This is a genomic window from Ensifer sp. Root1252, from assembly GCF_001425885.1.
GTDB classification, from domain to species: Bacteria; Pseudomonadota; Alphaproteobacteria; order Rhizobiales; family Rhizobiaceae; genus Ensifer; species Ensifer canadensis.
This window is the reverse complement of the sequence record NZ_LMDT01000011.1, coordinates 67,320-83,172: the sequence shown is the minus strand read 5'-3', so window position 1 is coordinate 83,172 and position 15,853 is coordinate 67,320. Positions and strand designations below refer to the sequence as shown.

Sequence of the window (15,853 nt, the reverse complement as noted above, 5' to 3'; positions counted from 1 at the left end):
CATGCGATCGGCGCCCGCTAGCCTGTGGTGATCAGGATCAGGAGTACGAAGACCGTCGGCACCAAGGCGAGCGCCGGAATGATGATGGCAGGATAACCGAAGGCAATGATCGCCAGCAGCCAGATCAGCATACAGTTGATGAGGAACAGCACCTTGGCGGTGCCGGAGCCGTGCGCCGCTTCCTTGAGCATCCAGCCGAACACCGGCACGTGATAGACCATCTTCGCAATCATTGTTTTCAAGCCTTTCTTTCGGGGCGGGCGCGAAGCCCGCTGTGATCTGTTGGGATAGCTGGTTTTGCGCGAGTGTCAGTCTCTGCGCACCAGCCCTGCCATCGTCCGCAAGTGCAGTTCTTCGAGGATGCGCACCGTCTTCGGGTGGCTGAAGTCGATCAGGCCGTCGCGCTTGAAACGGTTGAGACAGCGGCTGACGGTCTCGACCGTCAGGCCCAGCCAGTCAGCCAGGTCGGCGCGCGAGAGATAGAGGTTGAAGCTGAACCGGGCGGCGCTTCCGGCGCGACCGCGCCATGCGAACTGGTCGGCAAGATCGATGAGCGCGGTTGCAACCTTCTCGGTTGCTGTCTTGCGGCCAAGCAGGGTTGCGTGTGCCTGCATCCGGTGCAGCGTCGCCTTGAGCTCGGCGGCGACACCTGGCCCGTGGTCGCTGTCTTCGATCTGGCTGCCGGCAAGCGTCTCTATCCGGGCGAAGGTCAGCGTTTCGGCAGTGGCGATATTGCGGCCGTCATGGGTGAAGCCGAAGAGCCGTCCCGGGCCGAGCACGTCGGTGATCTGGCGACGGCCGTCGTCGAGCAATTGCGACAGCGCGACACAGCCGTCGACGACGCGATAGAGATGGCGGTTTCGCCCTCCCTGGAAGAGCAGAGTGGCGTGCTCTCCTACCAGTCGCTGCCGGTTGGGCGAGAGCTTGGTCGTCGAAAAGGCCGCCGTGGGCGGGGGCGGAAGTGTTGTTTCCGCGAAAGTGATCGTATCGGGCATGGTGGCGATCCGTATTGCGATCTCGTCGGCATCGTCGCTGAGCGACGCGTGGAGATCAGACATCAGCGTTCGGTCACGATCGGTCGTGACAGGGGCTCAGGCGTGGGAGCTCGATGCTGGCGGCCCGCGTGGGCTGGCATTGGGCGGGAGCTGTGACCTCGCGGATGCAATCGGCTGTTCCGGCGGCAGTACCGTCTCGGACTTGCGCACGATGGTGCGCGCAGCATCGGCAGGTGCGGGCAAGTGAGCCCAGAAGATGCGACAGGCGCCGCAGAAGTGGCTGTGGGAGAGTTGTTTGCCGTTGCCGTCGTCGTCGGCGGCTGTGGGCAGGCAGAGGTCGGGCAGGGAACCGTCGGGCAGCGCGAACTGTGCCCGCGCCGTCGCGGAAAGCGCCGTTGCCCCTGCGGGCGCCTGGTGCGCGAAGCCGAGAAGCAGCACGGCCATTGCGCAAAACATGCGCGTGACCTGCTGCATTCTGATCCTCGTGCGAGGCTTCATTCGGTTTGCCTATCCCCGTGCCAATCTGATGGCTCAGGGATAGGCGACGTTATTGACAAACCTCAATGTGGCAAACCGCGCAGGGGCAGAATGCCGCATCCCGTCGATCATTCTTCCTCGACGAAAACCTCCTCGCGCTTGGCCTTGACGCTCGGTAGGAACACCACCACCAGCACCATGGCTGCGATCAACAGCAGGATCGCGCTGATCGGCCGCGTGACGAAGGTGGTCGGATCGCCGCGCGACAGGATCATCGCCCGCCGCAGGTTTTCTTCCAGCAACGGACCAAGCACGAAACCGAGCAGCAGCGGAGCCGGTTCGCAGCGCAGCTTCAAGAGCAGGTAGCCGACGAGGCCGAAGAAGGCGACGGCGTAGAGGTCGTAGACGTTGGAGTTGACGCTGTAGACGCCGATCGAGCAGAACGCCATGATGATCGGGAAGAGCACATAGTACGGGATCTTCAACAGCCGCACCCACAGCCCGATCAGCGGCAGGTTCAGCACCACCAGCATCAGGTTGCCGATCCACATCGAGGCGATGATGCCCCAGAAGAGCGCCGGCTGTTCTGCTGCAACGTTGGGCCCGGGTACGATGCCCTGGATGATCATCGCGCCGATCATCAGCGCCATGACCGGGTTTGCCGGGATGCCGAGCGTCAACAACGGGATGAACGAGGTCTGGGCACCGGCGTTGTTGGCGCTTTCCGGGCCGGCGACGCCGGCGATGGCGCCGTGGCCGAATTCTTCCGGTCGGTCGGAGACGCGCTTTTCGACGGTATAGGAGGCGAAGGCCGCGAGGATGGCGCCGCCGCCGGGCAGAATGCCCAGCGCCGAGCCGATCGCGGTGCCGCGCAGAACCGGGCCGACCATACGCTTGAAGTCGTCGCGCGTCGGCATCAGGTCCGTGACCTTGGCCATCAGCACTTCGCGCGTGCGCTCGTTTTCGAGGTTGCGCAGGATTTCGGCGATGCCGAAGACGCCGACCGCCAGGGCGACGAAATTCAGGCCGTCCGAATATTCCCGGATCCCCAGGGTGAAGCGTGGCGTGCCGGTGTAGATGTCGGTGCCGACGAGGCCGAGCAAGAGGCCGAGCGCCACCATCGCCAAGGCCTTGACGATCGATCCGTGCGCCAGCGCGACCGACGACACGAGGCCGACGATCATCAGCGAGAAATATTCTGCCGCGCCGAACTTCAGCGCGATCTCGGTCAGGGGCGGGGCGAACACCGCGACCAGGAAGGTCGAGACCGTGCCCGCGAAGAACGAGCCGAGCGCGGCGATTGCCAGTGCGGCACCGGCGCGGCCCTTGCGGGCCATCTGGTAACCGTCGATCGCGGTGACGGCAGACGAGGATTCTCCCGGCATGTTGATGAGGATCGCCGTGGTCGAGCCGCCGTATTGTGCGCCGTAATAGATGCCGGCGAGCATGATCAGCGAGGAGACCGGCTCCAGCTGAAAGGTGATCGGCAGCAGCATGGCGATGGTCGCCGTTGCCCCGATGCCGGGCAGCACGCCGATCAGCGTGCCGAGCAGAACGCCGATCAGGCAGAAGAGCAGGTTTTCCGGCGAGGCGGCCGTGGTGAAACCGAGTGCAAGATTGCTGAATAGATCCATCATCCCTCTCCTAGAACTGGGTCCAGGGGCCGAAGCGCTGGAAGGGCAAGCCGAGGCCGTAGCTGAAGACCGCGACGGAAAAAGCCGTCAGTGCCAGCGATAGTGCGAGTGCGGTCAGCGGTTTCATGCGGCCGGAGGCAAAGCAGGCGATGAGCGCTGTAAAAAACAACGACGGGACGAAGCCCAGTCCACGAACCGTCAGGCCGAAGAAGATCGGTGCCGGCAGGATGAACAGCATGCCGCGCACGGCGATAGCCCCGATCGGCTCTCCCTGGACCCGGGTCGACTGAACGAGGATCACGATACCGAGAAGCGTCAGGATGACGGCCAGCACCAGCGGAAAATAGCCCGGCCCCATGCGGAATGCGGTGCCGAGTTCGAGGTTGAACGCCTGCCAGGCGAAGAACAGCCCGACGGCCGTCAGGAGGCCGCCACAGAGCGCATTGGTGGTGTCGAAGGAGATTGATTTCATCGTGTCCCCATTTGGTTTTTTTTGGCTGAGCGCCGATCGGGAAGGGTCGAACTCAAGCTCGGACTGCCAGTTGCCAGTGACGTCTTGCGGCTGACGATCGGATGACACCTTGAAGTGTAACCGAAGCCGACGGCCGGCGCGATTACCCTCCGGCGATGCCTTATGCCCTGCCTCAGGCGACAAACCCGCCACGATCCGGGCCGCTTGGGCTTAAGGATCGTGGCGGGCAGCGTCTCAATTTAGTCGGCGTACTGGCCGGCGGCTTCGATGACCGGCTTCCAGCGGGTGATTTCGCTTTCAAGCTTGGCCTTCAGCGCTGCCGGGGTGGCGTCGGCTTCGCTCGACGGTACCGTGCCGAGTTCGCCGAAGCGGGCAACGACGTTCGGATCCTTGAGAGCCACCTGCAGCGACTTCGACAGCCGCTCGTTGACTTCGGCCGGCGTGCCCTTCGGCGTATAAACACCGTGCCAGATGCCGACCTGCAGCCCCGGAAGGCCGCCTTCCGTTGTCGTCGGCAGGTCCGGGAAGACCTTGAGACGTTCAGGCGAAGTGACGGCATAGGCCTTGATCGTGCCGCCCTGGATCTGCTTGGTGGTGTTGGTGGTCTGGTCGCACATGATGTCGACCTGACCGCCGAGCAGATCGGTCATTGCCGGACCGGTGCCTTTGTAGGGAACGGTGGTGAGCGGCGTTTCGATGGCGCTCATGAACATCATGCCGCAGAGGTGCGAGGCAGCGCCGATGCCGGCATTGGCAACGGTGACCGTGTCCTTGTTGGCCTTTGCGTATTCGACGAGGCCCTTGAGATCGGTCGGCTCGAGATCCTTGCGCGCGACGATCGTCATCGGCACTTCGGTGACAAGACCGACATATTCGAACGCGTTCAGCGTGTCATAGGCGAGCTTGCGGTAGAGCGTGGCGCTGGTTGCCATGCCGATATGGTGGAGCAGGACCGTGTAGCCATCCGGATCGGCCTGGGCAACGCGACCGGCGCCCAACGTGCCGCCGGCGCCACCGACGTTTTCGACGATGATCTGCTGGCCGAGATCCTTCGACATGGATTCGGCGACGAGGCGTGCGACGGTATCCGTCGGGCCGCCGGCCGAGAACGGAACGACCATGGTGATCGAGCGTTCGGGATAGGTCTGCGCATTGGCGGAAGCGGCAAACAGGGACAGCGCGGCAACGGCGCCAAGAAGCGCATTCAGGGTTTTCATCTTTTCCTCCCGGATGAAACATCGACCAGCCGGCAAGGCTCCTCCCATGCCGATTCTGGTTGACCCATTTGCAGAGGCAATCTTAGCACAGACAACGGGTTCGCCGTGCGTTGCCGTGCATTTCTGCCGCCGGTTGTCTGGTTTTGGGTGGATTCGGAAACAAGAGGCTCGCTTGGTGGGTGGATTTCCACCCATTGCGGGCGCCGTGGATCACCCGTGGTCGTGGCGACGCTGCCCGCGTACGACCGTTCGGCGGCTATTGCTGTCCCGTACGCTGCCTCAGATACTGCACTTCGTCTGTTGTCAGCGGACGCGTCGCGCCTTTCGCAAGCTTTCCGAGCGCGATGTCGCCGATCGAGACGCGCACGAGCCGCAGCACCTCGAAGCCGAGGACGTCGAGCATGCGGCGGATCTGGCGATTGCGCCCTTCGTGCAGCTCGACCTCGATCCAGCTGTTCTTCTCGCCGCCTCTTAACTGTTCGGCACGCCCGGCGCGCAAATGCTCGCCGCCCTCGTCGATGCCGTCGACCATCGACCGGAGCTTGGCGTCGCCGATCTCGCCCGAGACCTGCACATGATAGACCTTGCCGAGATGGGTTTCCGGGTCGAGCAGGCGCTGGGCGAGCACGGTGTCGTTGGTGAAGAGCAGCAGGCCCTCGCTCGCCTTGTCCAGCCGACCGACCGGCGAGAGGAACTGTGCATCGCTCTCGCTCAGGCAATCAAAGACGGTTGGGCGCCCCTCCGGGTCGTGCCGTGTCGTCACCAGGCCACGCGGTTTGTTGAGCATCAGGTAGATCTTGTCTTCCGCCAGAACGGCCTTGCCGTCGACGGCGATGCGGTCTTTTTCGATATCGACCCATTGGGCGAGATCGGTGGTCTTGCGGCCGCCGATGCTGACCCGGCCCTCAAGCACCAGCTTTTCCGCCTGCGTCCGCGAGCAGTAGCCAAGCTTGGAAAGGGCACGGGCGATGGTGACGCGCTTGCCGATGTCGCCGGTCATGCGTCCAGTGCCTTCGCCTTGTCCTGCTGCCGGCCGTTTCTGCCTCACTTCGGGTCGTCTCCATCTATCTCTGGCTGCCGGCGCCTGTCGCGAAGCCTCGGAACCGTCGTTCAGTCGACCTTGATATAGTCGATCTGCCGGGCAAGCCAGCATCCGATCGTCAGGCCGGAAATGACACCCTGTCCGTTGCGGTGGATCCGTACGGTCCAGTCCCCGGGCGCCGGCGCGTCCATTGAGCGCTTGCAGCTGAGCAGCCAGACATCATCGGCAAACGGCCGCATCGCATGCATCGCACCCTTGCCGAGCATGCCATTAAAACCGGCAAAGAAGATGCCGCTGGTCGAGACGATATCGATGTCGGCGTCGAGTTCTGCGGAGTGGTAACGACCGGCTATGTCAGGCTTTGCCTTGCCGGCAACCCTCTCGGCCGTCGTCTGCAGGTTCTCGCGCTCACGCGCCATGTGCAGGCCGGTGCCGTTCGGCGTCAACGAAACCGCTCCGGAGCGGGCGATAGCGTCCGCTGCGATCTGCAGCGATTCTCCTGCCGTCGCGAAGCGCAGTTCAAGCCGCCCCGATCCCAACGGCCGCGTCGACAGCGCCAGGCCGGTCTCCGGTTCGAGATAGGTGCCGAACTGTTCGCTATTCCAGTCGCCGGCTGCCGCCTCGGCATCGCGGTGACCGAGCGCGGCCTTCATCAGTGCCGTCGCCGCGGCATGGGCGTCGGCCTCGTGGTTGAACATCACGACGATCGAGAGGCGCTCACTGGCCGCATGAAGGCGACGGCTGCGAAAGCCGCGCAAGGCGCCGCCGTGGCCGGTGATCGCGACGTCGCCGATCCGTTCGTGGGCAAGGCCGAAGCCGTAAGTTGCTGCCCGCCCGTCCGCATAGGTCTGCGGCGCGGAAAGCCTGCGGTAGAGGCCGGCTTCGTCGTCACGCGTACGATCGATGAAGCGCTCCCAGGCGAGCATGTCGTCAAGCGTCGCCGAAATACCGGCATCCCCCGCCCAATAGATCCGGTTCGCGGCCTCGAAATAGCCTGTGGTCTCATTGCCCTCGTAGCCGACGACGCCGTTCGGCGAGATACTGGTATCGGGGGTGAGGGCGGCCGTGGTCATGCCGGCCGGACCGAAAGTGCTGCGGTCGTAGAGCTCGGACAACGATCGACCCGAAAAATCTTCGATGAGGTCGGCCAGGATACGGTAGTTGCCGTTCGAATAGGAATAGCGCGTGCCGGGCTCGAAATGCGTCGAGCGGGCGCGCGACAGCAGCGGCCGGGCGTGCTCACGGCGGAAGACGCCGTCGGCCATGGCGCCCTGCAGCACCGTCAGGGCCCAGTAGTCGCGCAGGCCAGACTGGTTGTGGCAGAGATGCGCCACGCTCGGACGTTTGCCTTCGATCAGCGGCAGGTACGCATCGAGTGCGCCATCGAGCTTGGCGGGATCGCCGACCGTGTCGAGCAGCACCGCGCAGGTGAACTGTTTGCTGATCGAGCAGATCGGCAGCAGCGTGCCTGCCGTCATCGGCTTGCGCGCCGTAAGATCGGCATAGCCCCAGACGTGCTTGAGGATGACCTCGCCGTCCCTGACGACACCGACGACGCCGCCAGGCCCCCTGTATTGCTGCGGCAAGGCGAGGACGGCTCGTTCGAGGGCGGGAAAATCCAGGGTGTTCATGGTGCGCAATGCCAGTCGGTGGGGCCAGTCGGTAGGCCCAGTCGATGGGGCCAGTCGGTCGGGAAGGAAACCTGCCGCCCGGACGGGCGGATCGGCTTCGTACCTACCGCTCCGTCAACGCAAGTGCAACCGCGCTGCGCCGGCCTCAACGCAATCCGGCTTGCGCGTGATAAAGCCGGCTATAGGTGCCCTTGGCGGCGAGCAGCGTGTCGTGTGGTCCTTGTTCGCTGATGCCGTTCGTGTCGACGACGATGATGCGGTCGGCATCGCGGATCGTCGCCAGGCGGTGGGCGATGACCAGTGTGGTTCGACCTTTGGAAAGTTCGGCAAGCGATTGCTGGATCGCCTTTTCGGTTTCCGTGTCGAGCGCCGACGTCGCCTCGTCGAGGATCAGGATTGACGGGTTCTTCAGGAACATCCGGGCGATTGCCAGGCGCTGCTTCTGACCGCCGGATAGCTTGACGCCGCGCTCCCCGATGACCGTGTCCATGCCGTCGGGCAGAGCCGCGATCATGCCGTCGAGTTTGGCCCGGCGAGCGGCATCGAGGATATCGGCTTCGCTTGCGCCGAGACGTCCATAGGCGATGTTGTCGCGGATCGTGCCGGCGAACAGGAAAACATCCTGCTGCACGATGCCGATCTGCCCGCGAAGCGAGGCGAGCTTGATGTCACGAATGTCGACGCCGTCGACGGTGATGCTGCCTTCGGCGACCTCGTAGAACCGCGGCAGCAGCGAGCAGATCGTCGTCTTGCCGGCGCCCGAGGGGCCGACAAAGGCCACGGTTTCTCCGGCTTTGATCGTCAGGTCGATGTTGGCGATGGTCGGCTTGTCGGGGCTGTAGCCGAATGAGACGTTGCGATAGGTGATGTCGCCGCGCAGGCCGGACACGTCGACGGCGCCCGGACGATCCTCGATGTCAGGCTCGGTCTCCATCAGCTCGATGAAGCGTTTGAAGCCGGCGATGCCCTTGGGATAGGTCTCGATGACCGAATTGATCTTCTCAACCGGGCGGAAGAAGACGCCGACCAAAAGCAGGAAACCGATGAAGCCGCCGTTGCTCAATTGTCCGGTCAGCACGAAGTAGCTGCCGGTGATCATCACGATCAACTGCGTCAGCCGCATGCTCATGTAGCTGAGCGAGGTACTGGCGGCCATGATGCGGTAGGCCTCAAGTTTCGTTTGGCGGTAGTTCTGATTGTCGGTCTCGAACAGGCTGCGCTCGTGCTCTTCGTTGGCGAAGGCCTGGACTACACGGATGCCGCCGACATTTTCCTCGATGCGGGCGTTGAAGTCGCCGACGCGGCCATAAAGATTGCGGAAGTTGCTGGCCATGCGGCCGCCGTAACGGCTGGTGACCCAGGCAGTGATCGGCACGACGGCTGCCGTGATCAGCGCCAGTTGCCAATGCACGGTCATCATCAAAAGCAGCGCGCCGATGAAGGTCATGATCGCGATGAACAGGTCCTCGGGGCCGTGATGGGCGACTTCGCCGATCTCTTCCAGGTCCTTCGTCAGGCGCCCGACGAGATGGCCGGTCTTCTGGTTGTCGAAGAAACTGAAGGAAAGCTTCTGCAGATGATCGAAAGCCATGCGGCGCATATCGGTTTCGATGTTGATGCCGAGCATGTGTCCCCAATAGGTGACCGTCGCCATCAAGCCGGTATTGACGAGATAGACGACGAGAAGGCCGACGGAGGCGAGCAGGATCAGCGTCCATTCCTGGCTCGGCAGCAGCTGGTCGACGAACAGCTTGACCGCGACCGGAAAGCCGAGCTCCAGCAGGCCGGACAACACCGCGCAGGTGAAGTCGAGAATGAAGAGGCCGCGATAGGGCCGGTAGAACGCGAAGAAGCGCTTCAACATGACAACCGCACTCACATGGGCAGCCGCTTGCGAACGGCCGTAAAATCTGAGTTCAAATGTCATGTTTTTACCCGGATGCCAACAGATATGCGACCGAAAAAGCGAATCAATGCTGTCACAAAGCGCACCAACCCGGGCATGTAATCCCCGGATGAGACGGAACGTGGGAAAGGGAAGAAAACGTTAACCATAAGCTCCGTAGAAGAGGGAATCAGCAGGGGAGCGAATGAAGCAATGGCAGGCGATAGATCAGATGAAGCGGCGGTGTTTGGCGGACGTGATGTCGTCCCGTTTCCGATGGCAAGAAGACTGAGCACCATTCGCATCTGTGCTGCCGAACTCGAAGACCTCCATGGTGACGACGCCGTGCAATATTGGCGGCGGGAATGCCGGGCACTTGCCGACGAGTTGCTTGCGCTCGGCTGCTCCGACGCGGAAATGCGTGAGCAGGTCATGGCATTTCAGGCCGAGGTACAGGCCGAACTCTGGCAGCGCCACCAGTCCCGGCTTTCCGCCGGTGCAGTAAGCCAGTAATTCGAACGGACGGTTCGACCTTTCGTATTGATCGCTCGGCCAGCAAGGGAAAGCCCCGGCGCTTGCGCCGGAGCCGTGGTGGTCAGCGCCCGATGGCCCCCTGCAGACGATGCGCCGCCCATGCGGCCGCGCAGCCGAGGCCGGCGACACCAGCCAGTTCGCAAAACGCGAACCATCCCGGTTCCAGATGCGCCGCGAAGAATGTGATCAGGCCAAGAAAATAGGCAGGCACGTTGTTGACGGGGGCGGTTGCACGCAAGGACACCACAATCATCGCGACGACAAAGACGACCGGCCCGAAGGCCAGCGCCCCCATTGCAGGCATCAAAGCCCGGAGCGCGAGGGTCGCAGCCATGCCGATGGCGATGCCGACGGCAAGGCAGATGTAGCTGGTCAATGCCTCACGTGCCATGTGACCGCGGGTAAAGAACGCGACCCACCCCATGAACATCGCCCAGACGGGCCAGCCGACGCTTGCTGAAGTCGTGGCAGCGACAGCGGCCGTTGTTGCCGCTACGAGCGTCAGCAGATTGAATTTCCAGGCGAAGGGCACTCGGTCGGTTGGTTCTGTTTGTGCGGTCATGACATATCCTCGAAATGGGTTTAATGGGCGCTTTCACCGGACAGCCAAGGTCAGGCTTGGGTCTTTTCGATCGACAGCAGGTCGGCGATGCCGATGCGCCGGGCGAAGTCGATGCGCATGCGCTCGGCGACCTCGATCACTTCCGCAGCACCGTCTCCGACGAAATCGATGACCGATCGCGCGGGGCGCGAGCCCTCCGGCAGGCCGACGATGCGCACGACTTCGTCGGCAACGGCCCGTGGATCGGCATGAGCAGGCGTCAACTCGCTCAGGCGCTCGCCGACCTGGTCCAGGAGACCTTCATAGCGGGCGTAGGCCGCGACCGTTTCCTCGTCCGCCGGGCGCCCGGCGGTTGGGAAATGATTGGTCCCGCGGGTAAAGGCGCCCGGCACGACGATCGAGGTCTCGACGCCGAAACGCGTCAGTTCGTAGGACATGGTAACGGCAAGAGAATCCATCGCCGCCTTGGCAGCTGCATAGGGTCCGAGGAAGGGCGGGAAACCGCCTTTGGTGGTGGTGCTGCTGATCCACAGGACAAGCCCGTGTTCACGCTTGCGCATTTCCGGCAGTACGGCACGGTTGACCCGCTGCACGCCGAAGAGGTTGGTGTCGAAGACCTTGACCAGCTCTTCCGGCGTGAACGCCTCGGCCGGACCGATGACGAGATGACCGACGTTGTGCATGACGACGTCGATGCCGCCCTTCTCGGTGATGATCGTCGCAACGGCGGCGTCCGCGGAGGGCTGCGACAATACGTCGAGTTCGAGCGGGCGCAGATCGTATCCGCCGCGCTTGGCGGCGGCGCGCATCTCTGAAGCGCGGTCGCTGTTACGACCGTCGATGCCGCGCATCGAGGCGTAGACGGTATGTCCGGCGCGAGCAAGTGCTTCGGCGGAAAGCCTGCCGATGCCGGAGCCGGCGCCGGTGACAAGAATGACTGAAGACATGGTTCTGCTCCTTCGTTCGAAAAGGGGTACGGGAAGGGATGGGCGCGGATGTCAGGCAACGCCGCCGTTGGCGCGCAGGATCTGACCGTTGACCCAGCCAGCATCGGGACCGACAAGGAAGGCCACGACACTGGCTATGTCGTCCGGCTGACCGAGCCGCTCAAGCGGCGGCATCTTGGCAAACTGGGCGACAAGCTCTTCGCTCTTGCCCGACAGAAACAGATCGGTTGCAATCGGACCTGGCGCCACGGCGTTGACGGTGATGTCGCGGCCGCGAAGCTCCTTGGCAAAGACGTGTGTTAGCGCCTCAACTGCCGCCTTGGTGGCGTTGTAGACCGCATAACCCGGCAGGTTGAGGGCGAGGGTCGTCGAGGAGAAGTTGACGATGCGGCCACCGCTGCGCATGCGTTTTGATGCTTCTCGCAGGGTGTTGAAGGTGCCCTTGGTGTTGATGGCGAAGTGACGGTCGAATTCCTCGTCGCTGGTTTCGGCAAGTGCCGCGGTCTTCAGCACGCCAGCGTTGTTGATCAGTATGTCGATGCCGCCGAAAGCAGCCTCGGTTGCGTCGAACAGGCGCTTCACCGCTTCCGGATCGGCAACATCGGCCCTGGCGGTCAGGGCGCGGCCGCCCTTTTCCTCGATCTTTCGTGCCAACTTCTCGGCGGAGGCGGCGTCACCGGCATAGTTGATGACGACCGTGAGGCAGTCGGCGGCCAGGCGTTCGGCAATCGCCGCACCGATGCCGCGCGAGGCGCCGGTAACGATGGCGACCCTGTTGGTGTGTTCCTGCATGATGTTTCTCCTTCGTTGTGAAGCGCTTGGCTTGTTGGTGAGGAGAAGATGACGTCTTTCGTGACTCGGATAATCATGCATAATCCGGCAACATAATCCGGAGATTACGAACAAATGGACAGGTTCGATGCCATGCGCGTGTTCTCGCGCGTCGTCGAGAGGCGCAGTTTCACGCAGGCCGCTGATGATCTTGGCCTGCCGCGCTCGACGGTGACCGATGCGGTTAAGCAGTTGGAAGCACGGCTGGGTGTTCGCCTGCTGCAGCGCACGACGCGCCATGTTAGCCCGACATTGGACGGTGCTGCCTATCACCAGCGCTGCATCTCCATTCTCGACGATATCGAAGATGCCGAAGGCGCCTTTGCCGGCGCCAGGCCCAAAGGCCTGCTTCGCATCGACGTGCATGGAACGCTGGCACGCCACTTCGTGCTGCCGAGCCTGCCCGCCTTTCTCGCGACCTACCCTGAGATCGAACTCTACATGAGCGAGGGCGACCGTTTGGTCGATCTCATTCGGGAAGGCATCGATTGTGTGCTGCGGGTCGGCGAGCCGCAGGACAGCGAGATGATCGGGCGGCGCATGACGATGCTCGATGAGATCACCTGTGCGTCACCCGACTATATCGCCCGCCACGGCAGGCCCGAAAGGTTCGATAGCCTGGAAGGGCATCGCATGGTCGGCTTTCGTTCGTCGACTTCAGGCGCTCCGATACCGCTCGAATTCCAGATTGGGGGCAAGGTCGAATATGTCGCACTGCCGGTGACGGTCGCGGTTAACGCCGCCGAAAGCTTCGTTGCTGCCGCAAGGCTGGGGCTCGGGCTCATTCAGGTGCCGCGTTACCATGTCGAGCGAGATCTCCACGAGGGTACGCTGGTCGAGGTGCTTGAAAACTGCCGTCCGACGCCGACGCCGGTTTTCCTGCTCTATCCGCGCAACCGCCAGCTTTCGCCGCGGGTGCGCGTCTTCATCGACTGGCTGGCTGGCGTGTTCGCCGAGGGTCGCGATCGATAATGTGCATCAATCCGTCGGCAGTTCTGGATCCCAGGTGAACAGTTCCTTTGCTCGGGCAATCCCCCGCAGGGCAAAACGTCCGAGCGAAACAGCGTCTGCCTGAAGCTCAGGCGGGCAGGCCTCGACGAAATCCGCCGACATGATCACCTGTCGTTCGACCGAGCGGCACATCGAGGCGATACGGCTGACTTCGTTGACCGCGGGGCCGACGACGGTGAAGTCGAGACGGTTCTGGCTGCCGATATTGCCGTAGAAGACCTCGCCGATGTGCAGGCCGAGATAGACGTCGGTCGTCGGCTTTCCCTCCTCCTGCCGGCGCGCATTCAACGCCACCAGCATGCGCCGCAATTGCCGCTCGGCGGCGGTTGCGTTCGCGCAGGCAGTCGTTGGCTCGTCGGCATTGAAGATGGCAAGTACGCCGTCGCCGATCAGCTTGAGCACGCTGCCGCCGTGATCGTGGATGGCTGAGATGACCATCCCCGAATAATCGTTGAGGAAGGGGATGATGTCTTCCGGGGCGGCTGCGTCGGAGATCCGGGTGTAGTTGCGCAGGTCCGAAAACCACATGACGGTTTCGATGCGCTCGGCCTCGCCGCGCACGATGCTGCCTTCGACCACGCGCCGGCCGGCATCGGCGCCGAGATAGACATCGGCGAGTGTGCTGATGATCCGGACGCAGGACGTGGTCTTTACCGCCAGCGCAAGGGTCGGCAGGAGAATGCGAAGGGCGGCGATTTCTTCTTCGGCAAAGCCGCTTTGCCGGCGTGTGGTCCAGTAGGAATAGAAGCAATCCATCTCGCCGACGCGGCCCTGGTCGGTGAAGTGATGGATCATGTTGATGCAATCGGTGTGGCCTTCCGCCTTCAGGCGGTCGAGCACATGATATTGCACCGAGCGCTCGTCGGCGAGGCGCACGCGCCGCTCCGGCTCGCACGCCGTCAGCATGTGGTAGAAGATCGAGCGATGCCAATTCGCCTGCGCTTCTCCGCCGGTGGTCGAGGAATATTGCACGACCTCCGGCGCCACGTCGCTTTCGCGGTTCCACTGGAAGGCCCGGCCCTCGAATTCCGGATGCAACGTGTCGATCAGCCCCTGGCCACGGGCAATGTCCATGCCCGCGGCAATGCAGCGCTCGCAGAAGCCGGCAAGCATCTCGGGTTCTTGCAGGCCCTTGAGGCCCTCTTCCGACAGCCAGAGGATGATGTCGCGGATCTGTTGGTCGTTCATAACGGGTCCCGCTCTGGAGCTGCCGGTGGCTTGGCGCAGTCTGCGTTATCAATAGCCAAAGTGCCGGCGCGGTTCCAGCACCTGAAGCGATTCAGGCCTCAAGCAGATAGGAAGGTGCAGCCCGCAGCCGCGCGATGTCGCGTAGCGGCGGCGCACCGAAAAGGCGGGCGTATTCGCGCGAAAACTGCGAAGGACTGTCGTAGCCCACATGATGCCCGGCCGTGGCCGCATCGATCGCCTGGCTGAGGATCAATCGTCGAGCCTCCTGCAGCCGGAGCTGCTTTTGATATTGCAGCGGGCTCATCGCCGTCACCGCCTTGAAATGCTGATGAAAGGACGAGAGGCTCATATTGGCTTTTGCTGCCAGATCTTCGATGCGCAGCGGCTTGCGGAAGTCGCGTTTGATGAGGTCGATCGCGCGGTTGACCTGGGTCAGCTTGCTCTCGGAGCGGGCGATCTGGCGCAGTCGGTGACCCTGCTCACCCATCAGCAGACGGTAGAGGATCTCGCGTTCCGCCAGCGGCGCCAGCACGGCGATTTCCTCCGGCCGGTCGAGCAGGCGCAGCAGCCGGACGATCGCGTCGAGCAGCTCGGCGGTGGTGTCGCTGAGGAACAGCCCGGGTCCGGGCACGCCGCCATCGATCGGCGAGTGGCCAGCCTCGAGCACCAATGCGCTCAGCATCGTCGGGTCGAGGTCGAGGCGCAGGCAGAGATAGGGTTTTTCCGGTGACGCGTCGATGACCTGGCCGATGACCGGCAGGTCGACGGAAACGGTGAGATACCGGTTTGGATCGTAGGTGTGGACCGTCTCGCCCAGCATCACCTGCTTGGATCCTTGCGCGATGAAGCAGACGGCGGGTTCATGTAACGTATGGATCGGCTCGGTTGGGCTCGACGATCGGATCAGGATGAGGCGCGGTATCGCCGTCGACAGCACGCCGTCGATGCCGCTGTTGCGCTCCATCAGGTACTGGAATTCGTCGAGATCGCCCAAGGACGTTTTCCTTTATGCGGGATTGGCGTCCGGCAGAGGCTGACCTTTTCCGGGCGCAAGTTCAACGGGATAATTGGTGCGGCAGCGGCGGATGCCGCCAGCCGCCGCTCTCTTTGGCCTAATCTTCCCGGCGCAGGATCATGCCGGCATGATAGAGCACACCGTCGATGAAATCGCCGTCGGCGGTAAAACCGGTATCGTCGACATAGTCGATATGATTGCCGGTCACCCAGTAACGGCCCTGATAGGCGCTCTGCCTTTTGCCGCGCGCTTCGTCATAGCGGCCGTCAGGCAGCAGGTGGTGACGGATGCGGCCGTCTTCGGTAACCCACATGCCGACATAGGGATGCGGCGCCTGTTGCATGGTTTTCTCCTGTGCGGATGGCGGATCTGGCGACAGGGCGGAAAGGACAAGGCCCAATGCCACCGATGT

The 15,853-nt window shown here is 63.0% G+C and carries 17 protein-coding genes; 2 read left to right on the top strand and 15 right to left on the bottom strand.

The annotated features are described in order from the left end of the window. Nucleotides 1–17: 17 nt before the first annotated feature. The 9 genes from ASD02_RS12410 to ASD02_RS12370 form a co-directional block, all read right to left on the bottom strand. Nucleotides 18–233, bottom strand: a complete 216-nt coding sequence (locus tag ASD02_RS12410; RefSeq protein ID WP_038578024.1) for a hypothetical protein — start codon at nt 231–233, stop codon at nt 18–20. A gap of 75 nt (nt 234–308) precedes the next feature. Continuing rightward, nucleotides 309–1,058 (bottom strand): helix-turn-helix domain-containing protein, encoded by a 750-nt coding sequence (locus ASD02_RS12405; RefSeq protein WP_057213307.1) that lies wholly within the window; start codon nt 1,056–1,058, stop codon nt 309–311. A gap of 33 nt (nt 1,059–1,091) precedes the next feature. Continuing rightward, a complete protein-coding gene (locus ASD02_RS12400) occupies nt 1,092–1,493 on the bottom strand; it encodes a hypothetical protein (RefSeq protein ID WP_063978366.1) in 402 nt (133 codons plus the stop codon). 107 nt (nt 1,494–1,600) lie between these two features. Next, nucleotides 1,601–3,106, bottom strand: a complete 1,506-nt coding sequence (locus ASD02_RS12395; RefSeq protein WP_025429897.1) for a tripartite tricarboxylate transporter permease — start codon at nt 3,104–3,106, stop codon at nt 1,601–1,603. 10 nt (nt 3,107–3,116) lie between these two features. Next, nucleotides 3,117–3,578, bottom strand: coding sequence for a tripartite tricarboxylate transporter TctB family protein (locus ASD02_RS12390; RefSeq protein ID WP_057213301.1), 462 nt, complete (start codon nt 3,576–3,578; stop codon nt 3,117–3,119). 239 nt (nt 3,579–3,817) lie between these two features. Continuing rightward, nucleotides 3,818–4,795 carry a tripartite tricarboxylate transporter substrate-binding protein gene (locus tag ASD02_RS12385; RefSeq protein ID WP_025429899.1) on the bottom strand — a complete coding sequence of 326 codons (978 nt, stop codon included), beginning with the start codon at nt 4,793–4,795 and terminating at the stop codon, nt 3,818–3,820. A gap of 256 nt (nt 4,796–5,051) precedes the next feature. Further along, a complete protein-coding gene (locus tag ASD02_RS12380; protein WP_057220872.1) occupies nt 5,052–5,795 on the bottom strand; it encodes a pseudouridine synthase in 744 nt (247 codons plus the stop codon). A 110-nt stretch (nt 5,796–5,905) separates the two neighbouring features. After that, the gene (locus tag ASD02_RS12375) at nt 5,906–7,468 is read right to left on the bottom strand and encodes a D-aminopeptidase (RefSeq protein ID WP_057213297.1); all 1,563 of its coding nucleotides are present in this window, start codon (nt 7,466–7,468) and stop codon (nt 5,906–5,908) included. 145 nt (nt 7,469–7,613) lie between these two features. After that, complete coding sequence (locus tag ASD02_RS12370; protein WP_057220871.1) at nt 7,614–9,332, bottom strand: ABC transporter ATP-binding protein; 1,719 nt, start codon at nt 9,330–9,332, stop codon at nt 7,614–7,616. A gap of 234 nt (nt 9,333–9,566) precedes the next feature. On the opposite strand from ASD02_RS12370, the gene ASD02_RS12365 reads away from it, so the two are divergent. Then, on the top strand, nt 9,567–9,866 hold the full coding sequence (locus ASD02_RS12365) for a DUF6074 family protein (protein ID WP_025429903.1): 300 nt from the start codon (nt 9,567–9,569) through the stop codon (nt 9,864–9,866). A gap of 82 nt (nt 9,867–9,948) precedes the next feature. Here ASD02_RS12365 and ASD02_RS12360 read toward each other — a convergent pair whose 3' ends face one another. From ASD02_RS12360 to ASD02_RS12350, 3 genes are read right to left on the bottom strand one after another with little or no spacing between them, the layout of a single operon-like run. Further along, the gene (locus tag ASD02_RS12360) at nt 9,949–10,449 is read right to left on the bottom strand and encodes a DUF1097 domain-containing protein (RefSeq protein ID WP_057213293.1); all 501 of its coding nucleotides are present in this window, start codon (nt 10,447–10,449) and stop codon (nt 9,949–9,951) included. Between the two features lie 50 nt (nt 10,450–10,499). Continuing rightward, nucleotides 10,500–11,396 carry an SDR family oxidoreductase gene (locus ASD02_RS12355; RefSeq protein ID WP_057220870.1) on the bottom strand — a complete coding sequence of 299 codons (897 nt, stop codon included), beginning with the start codon at nt 11,394–11,396 and terminating at the stop codon, nt 10,500–10,502. A 51-nt stretch (nt 11,397–11,447) separates the two neighbouring features. Next, complete coding sequence (locus ASD02_RS12350) at nt 11,448–12,188, bottom strand: SDR family oxidoreductase (protein WP_057213287.1); 741 nt, start codon at nt 12,186–12,188, stop codon at nt 11,448–11,450. Nucleotides 12,189–12,302: 114 nt separating this feature from the next. Between ASD02_RS12350 and ASD02_RS12345 the strand changes: the two genes are divergently transcribed. Beyond that, entirely contained in the window at nt 12,303–13,199 is an 897-nt protein-coding gene (locus ASD02_RS12345) for a LysR family transcriptional regulator (protein ID WP_057213285.1), read from the top strand. A 6-nt stretch (nt 13,200–13,205) separates the two neighbouring features. Here ASD02_RS12345 and ASD02_RS12340 read toward each other — a convergent pair whose 3' ends face one another. From ASD02_RS12340 to ASD02_RS12330, 3 genes are all read right to left on the bottom strand, one after another. Continuing rightward, a complete protein-coding gene (locus ASD02_RS12340) occupies nt 13,206–14,426 on the bottom strand; it encodes an adenylate/guanylate cyclase domain-containing protein (RefSeq protein ID WP_057213282.1) in 1,221 nt (406 codons plus the stop codon). 91 nt (nt 14,427–14,517) lie between these two features. Then, nucleotides 14,518–15,420, bottom strand: coding sequence for an AraC family transcriptional regulator (locus ASD02_RS12335; protein ID WP_025429909.1), 903 nt, complete (start codon nt 15,418–15,420; stop codon nt 14,518–14,520). A gap of 118 nt (nt 15,421–15,538) precedes the next feature. Next, nucleotides 15,539–15,784 carry an Atu4866 domain-containing protein gene (locus ASD02_RS12330; protein WP_057213279.1) on the bottom strand — a complete coding sequence of 82 codons (246 nt, stop codon included), beginning with the start codon at nt 15,782–15,784 and terminating at the stop codon, nt 15,539–15,541. Nucleotides 15,785–15,853 lie beyond the last annotated feature (69 nt).